Genomic DNA, 10,561 nt, shown 5'->3' with positions numbered 1-10,561 from the left:
GATAGAGATGTAAACGCTGCAATTAATGTAAAACAAGAAGCGGTTAGATTAACCGTGTTAGCCTGTGGACTAGATAGTGCCGACACTTCTAGGATGAAGCAGGAAGAAAAAGCCGGCTTTTGTTAGCATTAGTTAGCTTTTTTGGGTCGGCTATTATGTCGTAAATAAGTGGTGAGACACCTCTGGTTAATTTTCTCAGATAGTTTAGGATATAGCAGAAATTACGGCAACGTGGATTCAATTAATTTAATTGCAAAGTTACCAAATTACTTTTAGGCATACTTCGCCAAAACTGATAGTAACCATCACAAGTATCCTTCATTGTGCTAATTTTTAAAGAAAATTCCCGTCCGAATAGACATACCCATAGAACCTTGAATAAGCTTAAGGTATTGTTAGCAGGCAAATCTGTGACGGTTATGGCTTGTCTCCTGCCCTTAGTCATCTGGTGGGGGTACAAAAAATTACAAAACCAATTTGTAAAACCACAGGCAATATTAGTTTTAGGCGGTTCCACTCGCCTGTTGGAAAGGGAAAGGTTTACAGCCCAATTAGCGCATCAATATCCAAATATACCCATTTGGATTACTGGAGGCAGTCCACCTCAGCATACAAAAAAAATATTTTCTAATGCAGGAATTGATCCCCGGCGTTTAAACTTAGATTATGAAGCCGTAGATACAGTTACCAATTTTACCACTATAGTAGATGAATTGCAATCTCGCGGGATTAAAAGTGTTTATTTAATTACATCTGACTTTCATATGCGTCGTGCTTGCGTAGTGGGTGAAATTGTGTTAGGTAGTCGGGGAATGAATTTTAAACCCGTAGCAGTACCTTCAAGAAATTCACCAGAACCCATTGAAAAATCTATTCGAGATGGTGCTAGGGCAATTATTTGGGTAGCTACAGGTTATACTGGTGCTGATAGCCTGCGTGGCGCAGCCGTTCACGGTAAAAATAAGTGATACATGAGGATTAAGTCAGTGTGCATAAGAGAGACGGGATTTTGGAGATATTTAATTTTTAATTGGCGGATAATTTCCAATATGTCCACAATTTGATACCCTAGCTTAAACAGTTTTGAGAAAAGTTAAAGCGTGGAAATTCAACTTGGTCGGGGAAAAGTGGCTCGTCGAGCCTATGGAATTGATGAAATTGCTTTAGTTCCTGGTAACAGAACACTCGATCCGAGTTTAGCTGATACTAAATGGAAAATTGGCAATATTGAGCGAGAAATCCCCATTATTGCCAGTGCAATGGATGGTGTAGTTGACGTGAAAATGGCAGTCGGCTTATCCCAATTGGGGGCATTGGGCGTAATTAACTTAGAGGGTATCCAAACTCGTTATGCTGATCCCGAACCGATTTTAGATCGGATTGCCTCCGTTGGCAAAGACGAATTTGTGAGCCTGATGCAAGAACTATATGCCGAACCAATAAAGCCGGAATTAATTGAAAAACGTATTCAGGAAATTAAACAACAAGGCGGTATTGCAGCGGTTAGTTCCACTCCAGCAAGTGCAAGCAAATATAGTGAAGTAGTAACTAAAGCAGGAGCAGATTTATTTTTTATCCAAGCTACCGTAGTTTCTACTGCTCACCTCTCCCCTGAATCCGTGATTCCCCTTGATTTAGCGGAATTTTGCCGTTCTATGCCCATTCCCGTGGCCTTGGGGAATTGCGTCACCTATCAAGTCGCCTTAGAGTTAATGAAAGCTGGGGCGGCGGCAGTATTAGTGGGTATTGGACCTGGTGCTGCTTGTACCTCTCGCGGAGTGCTAGGCGTGGGCGTACCTCAAGCTACAGCGATCGCTGATTGTACAGCCGCTAGAGACGATTATTACCAAGAAACCGGGAAATATATCCCGATCATCGCTGATGGTGGTTTAATCACTGGTGGAGACATCTGTAAATGTATCGCCTGTGGTGCAGACGCTGTGATGATTGGTTCTCCCTTTGCTAGAGCCGCAGAAGCCCCTGGACGGGGTTATCATTGGGGCATGGCAACCCCTAGCCCCGTATTGCCTCGTGGGACTCGGATTCGCGTTGGTACTACCGGAACTCTAGAACAAATACTCACAGGTCCTGCTGGCTTAGATGACGGTACTCATAACCTTTTAGGAGCTTTAAAGACCAGCATGGGAACTTTAGGCGCTAAAAACATTAAAGAAATGCAGCGAGTTGAAGTTGTCATTGCTCCTTCCTTGCTAACAGAAGGCAAGGTTTACCAAAAAGCCCAACAGTTGGGTATGGGTAAATAACCCAAAAGGTGATTGGTGATTCTTGCCTCTTACCTTGATGATCAATCAAAAAAACTTTTCCAATAGCCTGAAAGATTACTGGAAAAATCACATATCTAGCCTACAATAGAGATGGCGGAGACGAATGTTTCCGTTCACTCCTCACACCACATTCCGCCCGGACTATTGTTCGGGCGCTTCCTTATATTCGATAATAAACATGAATTTTCTAATTTCTTTGCAAATACTCATCCTTTAACCTGAAGCAATAACTTCGCCAACACCCTGAAACCCTATTGATATAGTAAGGATTTTATTTGGTTTGGAACCTATTTTGGGAAAATTGGCATAGGTATTGCTGAAGAGGAGGTTTTTGCTGTGGTAGAATTTTCACCAACCTCGGAAATGTCTTATGTAAAGGTTTTTAAGTATGTCAAAAGCAGCACCAGTTACAGATTCTACGTTTAAGGAAGAGGTACTCGACAGCGAAGTACCCGTATTAGTTGACTTCTGGGCACCTTGGTGCGGTCCATGCCGCATGGTAGGTCCTGTTGTAGATGAAATCGCTGAGCAGTATGGAGAAAAATTAAAAGTTGTGAAAATGAATACTGATGAAAATCCGGGTATTGCCAGTCAGTATGGTATTCGCAGTATTCCCACATTAATGATTTTCAAAGATGGAGAAAAAGTAGATATGGTGGTCGGTGCTGTACCTAAAACCACTTTAGCCAACACTTTGGAAAAGTATCTTTGAAGCTCAATAGACAAAAAAATCCTGTTGATTTATTCATTGACCAAAAATACGGGATACAAGCCTCGTCCTTCTAGGACGGCTTTATGATCAAGTCGCCTTATGGCATTAGGAGACTATAAACGAACGTCGAGGGATAATAAAACTATTTCGATAGCACAACCCAATGAAGCGTTAAGGAGTCCTCGGACTAAAGAACGAGGAGATGTGTCAGAAAATGAATTACGGGGCAAAAATGGTGCGTCCCCTGTCTTTTTTTAAACTACAAAAAAGATAGTCGACCGTACCATTTTTGTGTATTTCTGTTTTCATTTCCAGTAAAATAACAGGGATCGATGATGACTTGGGCTTTCTATAGAGAAAAGGTTTGCTAAATAAAATGAACACCTTGATAAATTAAGAGTTTCAGGGGTTTAAAAAGTAAATCTAGATCATATCATATTATAATTTAATGCCATTATTGCGGCTTTAACCATGACCTCTGAAGCGTCTTTTTCCTCATTGGATTCTCTCCAAGCTGATATTGCTGAATTAATAAATCGTTTACCGACACTGAAACACCGGCAATTTATTCACCAGTCCCTATCTACAATTTTGCGTCTTGCAGATAGTGACATTGAACGTCTTGACTGGAAAATACTATCTGCTGCCTTAGTAGATATGGAACGTGGTTTCCAGTTGTTTTATAATTACCGTCATATACGTAAAATTACTATTTTTGGTTCTGCTCGTCTGGCTCCAGATACATCGGCATATCAAATGGCCGTTGCATTTAGTCGCGCTGTTTCCCAGTTAGGATTTATGATTATAACGGGTGGTGGTGGTGGAATTATGCAAGCTGGTCACGAGGGTGCTGGAAGAGACAATTCCTTTGGTTTAAATATTCAGTTACCTTTTGAACAACAAGCTAACCCCATTATTTACGGTGATACTAAACTAATTAACTTTAAATATTTCTTTACCCGCAAACTATTTCTTTTGAAAGAAAGTGATGCTGTGGCTTTGTTTCCTGGTGGTTTTGGCACTCAAGATGAGGCTTTTGAATGTATGACATTGAGCCAAACAGGTAAATTTGGACCAGTTCCTCTAGTATTAATTGATCAACCGGGAGGTGATTATTGGCGCTCTTGGAGTCAATATATTGACGTGCAGTTGGTAAAAGCAGGGCTTGTCAGTCCTGATGATCCTAGTTTATACACAATTACAGATAATCTAGAAGTTGCTTGTAATGCTATTACTAGTTTTTACCAAATTTATCATTCTAGTCGTTATGTTGGTGATCAGTTGGTGATCCGGTTAAGAGAAGATTTATTAGATGATCAAGTAGAAGCACTTAATACTGACTTTAGCGATATCCTGGTAACGGGCAAAATTACCAAAAGTCAAGTATTACCCCAAGAAGGACAAGACGAAACATCTAATTTACCCCGCTTAGTTTTATATTTCAATCAACGAGATTTAGGGCGTTTATATCAAATGATTGGAGTAATTAATCAAGTGGGAGTTCCTACTCCAGAGGAAGCAGCACATCCAGAAAGGAAATAGACTACAGGAATCTATCAATTAGTCAAAATATGGGCAGCAAATAGGGAATAAGCCACAAAGTCGAGATAATACAATGTAATATGATTTACTCATGCACAAGTATCAATACTGATTATTATGACTCAATACTGATAAATATAATCAGGCTTGTATATTAGTAGATGTCATTAGAAAAAGAGAAAACAAGAAATGGGAAATAGGGAGTAATTACGTAGATATAGCGCACAGAGTAGTCTTGATTGGGAATTAGGAACTACCGCGATTTTTACATCTCACGCAAAGGCGCAAAGGAAGACAGGAATAGGAAAATAACCGTGTGGTCAAAATACAGCAGATTTTACCTGATACCTGGTGTGGCGTATTACGTTAGTAGATTACTTGAATGATTCACAAAAAAAATAAAATAGAGGAATTTAACTATGCTGGAATTATTGGGATCAGGTTTGTTTTCTCTGTGGCTAGAAATGGCTAGGGTGCAAGTTCAACCTTTAGAAGCCTTGAGTGTACTAGCTTGGCAAGGTAGCCCTAGCTTCATTCTTGTCCCTGATCCTAGCCCAGCCGGAGCTATAACAGTACAGCAATATCTCAAGGATTTAATTACGTCAAAATTAATTGACCAGAATCTCATCTCCTCTCAGGGAATTTGGTTACAGTCGGGACCGATACTGATGGCTAACCATCAAGGTACTACACCTTTACCAGCTGCTTCTTTAACTAAAATTGCTACTTCTTTGGCGGCTTTTAAAACTTGGGGACCAAATCACCAGTTTCAAACTTTAGTTAGTAGCACTGGACCGGTGGTAAATGGGGTGGTACAGGGCGATTTAGTGATTACGGGTACTGGTGATCCTATGTTTGTTGGGGAAGAGGCTATCGCCTTGGGAAATAGTCTGAATAAAATCGGTATTAAGCAGGTAAAGGGAAATTTAATCATTACTGGCGCTTTTGCGATGAATTTCCAACGCGATCCATTACTTGCTGGTCAATTACTCAAACAAGCACTGAATCACCGTACTTGGTCTCGTTCTGTGGTTTTCCAATATTCTGTTATGCCCAAGGGAACACCTAAACCCCAAGTTATTATTGCTGGTAATATCAAGGTAGACCCTCAACCGAAAGTAGGACAAACTTTGCTGGTACGTCATCTTTCCTTACCTTTGCAAAAAATAATTAAGGAAATGAATGTTTTTAGTAATAACGATATTGCGGAAATGTTGGCTGATTCTGTGGGAGGTGCTGATGTAGTTAGTTCTACAGCAGCCCAACTTGCTGGAGTCTCGAAGTCAGAAATTCTCCTGATTAATGGTTCTGGTTTGGGTAAGGAAAATCGGATTTCTCCCAGAGCCGTTTGTGCTATGTTTATGGCATTACAACGGGAATCTAGTTCTTACAAGTTGACTTTATCTGATTTGTTTCCTACCTCGGGGTTGGATAACCGAGGTACAATGCATTCTCGACATATGCCCAAGGCAACTGTGATGAAAACTGGTACTCTTAATGATGTTAGTGCTTTAGCAGGAGTTGTACCTACACGCGATCGCGGTTTGGTTTGGTTTACAATCATTAACCGTGGTGGAAATATATCCGCTTTTCGGGCTGAACAAGATAAACTTCTCCAACATTTAGAAAAAGAATTAGAAGTATCTACGGATATTCCCCCTACCCTTGTCCCTCCCAAAGATAATTCTTTACCAAAATTTGGTGCTGCTAATCGCAATGAGATTTTATTTAAGTAAATTTGACGTAAATCAGTGAAAATGTTCTTGTGTGTGTATCTACTTGGTTTAGATCTTACAAAAGAATCTTAACTAAAGCGATCGCCTAATTGATAGATATAGCAGCTATATGTTAGCCATCAGGTGAAAATTAAATGTGCTTCCTTTGAAATCCTTGTGGAGACGTTCTCAGGCTAGGGAAGGGATTCTCGGCTCTAAAATCTCTCCCTCCAGATGTGTAAATAATTATGAATTAAGCTACTATAAATACAATAAATAATACGAACAATCAATTAATGAGTCAGTTAAGGTTTGGTACGTCAGTATTGACGCTTACGGTTGGTTTAGTAATAGGAACATCAATGAATCAGATGTCTATTGCTGAAGAAGTTGTTCCAGAATCAATCACCCATCTAGCAGTTACTGATGAGGTTATTGCCACATCTGTAACTACTGAAAAAAGTGAGACTCCTCCTCAACCAGGAACTTTCACTTATAGTGCTGGTGATTTACTTGCCAAAAAACCACTGGATTTAAATATATTTTGTAAAAATTATCCTTTAAATTCTCAGTGTACTAATCAACCTGTCACCACACCCGCAACAAAACCGGAAGAAGTTAAACCTAAACCTACGGAGGAGAAGAGCGCAGTTCCCGCAAAAACTCATGGTTGGGCAATCACACCTGAAATTAGCACATTGGGTATTGGCGCAGCAGTTACCAAATCTATAACGCCTAATATCAATGTTAAAGTTGGGGTTAATGGCTTAGGCGCAAGCAGAGATGCTAGGTTGTCTGAGGTTGATTATAATGCCAAAGTCAACCTGTTCAATGTATCCACCCTTGCTGAATACTATCCTTGGAAAAATGGTGGTTTCCATTTGACTGGAGGCTTAGTATTTCAAAATAATAGTCTAGACGGATCTGCTAAAAATGGTCAAACAGTTACAATAGGAACTCGATCCTATAATATCGGAGATGGACCTGGTTCAGTGACACTGAAAGCCAAGGGATCTTTTGTTAATAGTGTCGCACCATATCTTGGTATCGGTTGGGGTAATGCAGTTAAACCTGATAAACATTGGGGGTTTTCAGCAAATTTAGGTGTAATGTTTGCCGGCTCTCCAAAATTAGATTTAATAGCTAGTTCTAGTCAAGATATAAATACTATACCAGAACCATTCAGATCGGGCATTGAGGCAAGAATTCAGACACTTCAGAATGATCTTGAAGAAGAAAGGAAAAAACAAGAAAATGCCCTTAATTGGTTGAATGTTTATCCTGTTCTTTCCGTTGGTGTGTCTTATCAATTTTAGATCACAATTGGGGATGGCTCAAAGTATAAGTGCATAAGCCAAAATATATACTCCAAACCTCTCTCATGCCAAAAGAGAGGTTTTTCTTTAACCTTTAAAATCTGGTTTGACTTTCCAAACAACCTCTAAAGTAAACTCCTGCTATATCCCACATTCCACACCCTAAACTGTCACAGGACGAAAATTGGTCCTTTGGAGATTTGGGACTGGTGAAGTCCTTGCAGCCGTGCTTGGCTATCACTATCTAAAATTTCCACATTTTTGGATAAAAATCATCCTTTAAGGTATTCAAAAATCCGAAATTACCGATTGTGGTGCCTGGGGGTGCGGAAAGTGGGATACACCACTTTGCGTAACCGTTAAGTACATTAACATACTCACTGATCTAGAACATCACCAAGTAGGGCTGGCTGAAAATTTCATTCTATTTTGCGTAAGTCCTGTATTGAGTTTAATATACTAAATATAGTCTGTACAGAAATGTAAATAGTGTGATGCTGCAAGATAAAGTTATTGTGATTGTTGGTGCTACTGGTGGTATTGGTGCAACCTTAACTCGTCAACTAGCACCCACGGGGGCGAGATTGGTACTCGCAGCTAGAAAAGAGGAAAGTCTAGCAATATTAGCGACTGAGTTAAAAGTAGATGTACTTATAGTTCCCACTGATATTACTCAACCCCAACAAGTAGATACATTAATCCAAAGGACAATAGCCCAATTTGGACAAATTGATATATTAGTAAATGCAGCCGGAGCGGGCATTCTCAAAGCCTACAACACCATTGAACCGGCAGATTTAGAGGCAATGCTAAATTTGAATTTAAAAGGCTGTTTTTACACCACTCAAGCGGCGGCGAAAGAGATGCAAAAACGTAAATCTGGTCATATTTGTAACGTTGTCGGTATTCTGGGTAAACATTCTATGCCCATGGCTGCGGCTTATTCTGCTTCTAAATTTGGTGTAGTGGGTTTTAGTAAATCTATAGCAGAAGAACTGAAACGCTTTGGTGTGAAAATAACGCTGTTTTACTTTGGAGGAATAGATTCTCCTTTTTGGGATCAGGTAAATTTAAAAGTAGATCGGAATAAAATGCTCAGTTGTGAAACTGCTGCTAATGCCATTTTCTATGCTTTATCGGCTGAACCCCAGGCTATACCAATGGAAATTAATATTCAACCTGAGAGCCATTTATTTTTCTAGTATCTAACAAATGAAAGGTGATAATAAAACTTGATTTTCAATAAATTATGCTGCGAATTGATCATGTTCACTTCTATGTTGAAGATGCAGTAAGGTGGAGAGATTGGTTTGTATATTGTCTTGGTTTTCAAGCAGTAAATGATGCCATTTTTACCAGCCTTTCTCATCATCAAAAATCGTTGCATACTTGTACAAAAGTAGTGAAAAGTGGATCTGTCTACTTTTTACTTTCTTCTGCGATTTTACCTACTAGTCCTGTGGCTGAATTTTTGCGTCAACATCCTCCTGGTGTGGCTGATATAGCCTTTGTTGTTGACAAGGTGGAAGCATTGATAGCAAAGGCTATAAGCAATGGTGCAAAAGTTCTCCAACCGGTTGTTGATACTGGATTTTGTAGGTATGCTAAAATTGCTGGGTGGGGTAGTTTGAATCATACATTAATTACCAGAAATAACGCCAAAATAAAAGATGGAGAAAATATTTCACATATTTCTCATCATTCTCCTACGGCGATTGATCATCTAGTTTTAAATGTGGGAGTTGGTGAGTTAGAAACCGCTGTTAATTGGTATCAAAAAATCTTTGATTTCCAGCCTCAACAAAGTTTTAAGATTAAAACAGATCGTTCTGGTTTGCATAGTCGGGTCATGATTTCTCCCCATGGAAATATCCAATTACCAATTAATGAACCAGCGTCACCTAGTTCGCAAATTCAGGAGTTTATAGAGGTGAATGGAGGGGCGGGTATTCAACATATTGCTTTACTGATACCAAATCTTGTTGATGCAATTGTTCGGTTTCGTGCTGCTGGTTTATCCTTTCTTTCCGTTCCCAAAAATTACTATTCCCAGTTACAAAAACGAGATAAATTTTCCCTGTCACCTCAAGAATTAAAAGCGATCGCTCACCAAGAAATTTTGGTAGACTGGCATGAAGATGCTCCACAAGAGCAATTATTATTGCAAATATTCACCCAACCAATTTTCTCAAAACCAACTTTTTTCTTTGAATTTATTGAACGTCGTTTTTTAGCCCAAGGTTTTGGGGAAGGTAATTTTATGGCTTTATTTCAGGCTATTGAAAGAGAACAAGTTAAACGCGGGTTTGTCCGTGGTTAGTAGTTGACGCTCCCCGCCCTATAGAGGGACGGGGATTCTTGTTTCAATTGTTACTAAGTCTGAGCAGAGGGTCATCTCTCCACAAGCGTTAGAAGTTTCGGTGCGCCCCACCGTACTTACAGCACTTCCTGATGTTATGAGGTACAAGAACCCCACCCCCAACCCCCTCCAATATCAAAAGTTTATCCTTTTCTTCCCCCCGCTGCGGGGGGATTGAGGGGGGTGCGAGGAGGGGGCTTAGGAAGTACCTCATAAGAGCGGAAACCCCTGTAAATCATAGCCAGTTTGTTTTAGTGCTTTTGCTAAAATATTTATCGCTGCATTGTAATCACGGTCAAGAATACACCCACATTTACAAACATGAGTTCTAACTGAAAGTGATTTTCTAACTATTTCTCCACAATTAGAACAATAGCTAATACCGCAGTGTGTTTATTCAGGTCGTAATATTTAACATTTTGATTGTCCATCCAAAACCGCAAGCACCTGTTACGGATGAACTGAGTTATCCGTATAGCCTCGTCAATTTTTTGATATTGCTGCTTTGTGCTTTTGGCTTTAAATTCAAAAACAATCATCTTCTATTCCCAATCCCGACCCATTTTGAGTCTAACATTCTTGAGGAAATCCACCAACCTCTAAGATTGGTAAAAATGAAACTACCCTCTCTC

At 39.7% G+C, this 10,561-nt stretch carries 11 protein-coding genes; 9 read left to right on the top strand and 2 right to left on the bottom strand.

The window, feature by feature from the left end; translation table 11 throughout:
- The first annotated feature begins 419 nt into the window (after positions 1-419).
- From H6G25_RS16140 to hppD, 9 genes are all read left to right on the top strand, one after another.
- The gene (locus H6G25_RS16140) at positions 420-968 is read left to right on the top strand and encodes a YdcF family protein (RefSeq protein ID WP_190393369.1); all 549 of its coding nucleotides are present in this window, start codon (positions 420-422) and stop codon (positions 966-968) included.
- A gap of 132 nt (positions 969-1,100) precedes the next feature.
- Entirely contained in the window at positions 1,101-2,264 is a 1,164-nt protein-coding gene (locus tag H6G25_RS16135; RefSeq protein ID WP_190393363.1) for a GuaB3 family IMP dehydrogenase-related protein, read from the top strand.
- A gap of 409 nt (positions 2,265-2,673) precedes the next feature.
- Complete coding sequence (trxA, locus tag H6G25_RS16130) at positions 2,674-2,997, top strand: thioredoxin (protein WP_190393362.1); 324 nt, start codon at positions 2,674-2,676, stop codon at positions 2,995-2,997.
- 99 nt (positions 2,998-3,096) lie between these two features.
- Positions 3,097-3,255, top strand: coding sequence for a hypothetical protein (locus H6G25_RS16125; protein WP_190393361.1), 159 nt, complete (start codon positions 3,097-3,099; stop codon positions 3,253-3,255).
- A 213-nt stretch (positions 3,256-3,468) separates the two neighbouring features.
- On the top strand, positions 3,469-4,539 hold the full coding sequence (locus H6G25_RS16120) for an LOG family protein (RefSeq protein WP_190393360.1): 1,071 nt from the start codon (positions 3,469-3,471) through the stop codon (positions 4,537-4,539).
- 419 nt (positions 4,540-4,958) lie between these two features.
- Positions 4,959-6,275, top strand: a complete 1,317-nt coding sequence (locus H6G25_RS16115) for a D-alanyl-D-alanine carboxypeptidase (protein ID WP_190393359.1) — start codon at positions 4,959-4,961, stop codon at positions 6,273-6,275.
- A gap of 341 nt (positions 6,276-6,616) precedes the next feature.
- Positions 6,617-7,570, top strand: a complete 954-nt coding sequence (locus H6G25_RS16110) for a hypothetical protein (RefSeq protein ID WP_242034991.1) — start codon at positions 6,617-6,619, stop codon at positions 7,568-7,570.
- A 497-nt stretch (positions 7,571-8,067) separates the two neighbouring features.
- Positions 8,068-8,772, top strand: a complete 705-nt coding sequence (locus tag H6G25_RS16105; protein ID WP_190393368.1) for an SDR family NAD(P)-dependent oxidoreductase — start codon at positions 8,068-8,070, stop codon at positions 8,770-8,772.
- A 47-nt stretch (positions 8,773-8,819) separates the two neighbouring features.
- Entirely contained in the window at positions 8,820-9,890 is a 1,071-nt protein-coding gene (gene hppD / locus H6G25_RS16100; RefSeq protein ID WP_190393357.1) for a 4-hydroxyphenylpyruvate dioxygenase, read from the top strand.
- A gap of 249 nt (positions 9,891-10,139) precedes the next feature.
- Here the strand turns inward: hppD and H6G25_RS21300 are convergent, their stop codons facing one another.
- Together H6G25_RS21300 and H6G25_RS16090 are read right to left on the bottom strand one after the other, a co-directional pair.
- The gene (locus tag H6G25_RS21300; protein ID WP_347239203.1) at positions 10,140-10,283 is read right to left on the bottom strand and encodes a zinc ribbon domain-containing protein; all 144 of its coding nucleotides are present in this window, start codon (positions 10,281-10,283) and stop codon (positions 10,140-10,142) included.
- Positions 10,280-10,468, bottom strand: coding sequence for a hypothetical protein (locus H6G25_RS16090; RefSeq protein WP_199319780.1), 189 nt, complete (start codon positions 10,466-10,468; stop codon positions 10,280-10,282). Before H6G25_RS16090 ends, H6G25_RS21300 begins: the two co-directional genes overlap by 4 nt.
- Positions 10,469-10,561 lie beyond the last annotated feature (93 nt).

The organism is Dolichospermum sp. FACHB-1091 (assembly GCF_014697585.1).
GTDB lineage: Bacteria > Cyanobacteriota > Cyanobacteriia > Cyanobacteriales > Nostocaceae > Dolichospermum.
Note: the sequence above shows the minus strand (reverse complement) of the source record. Positions and strands in the feature narration are given on the sequence as shown.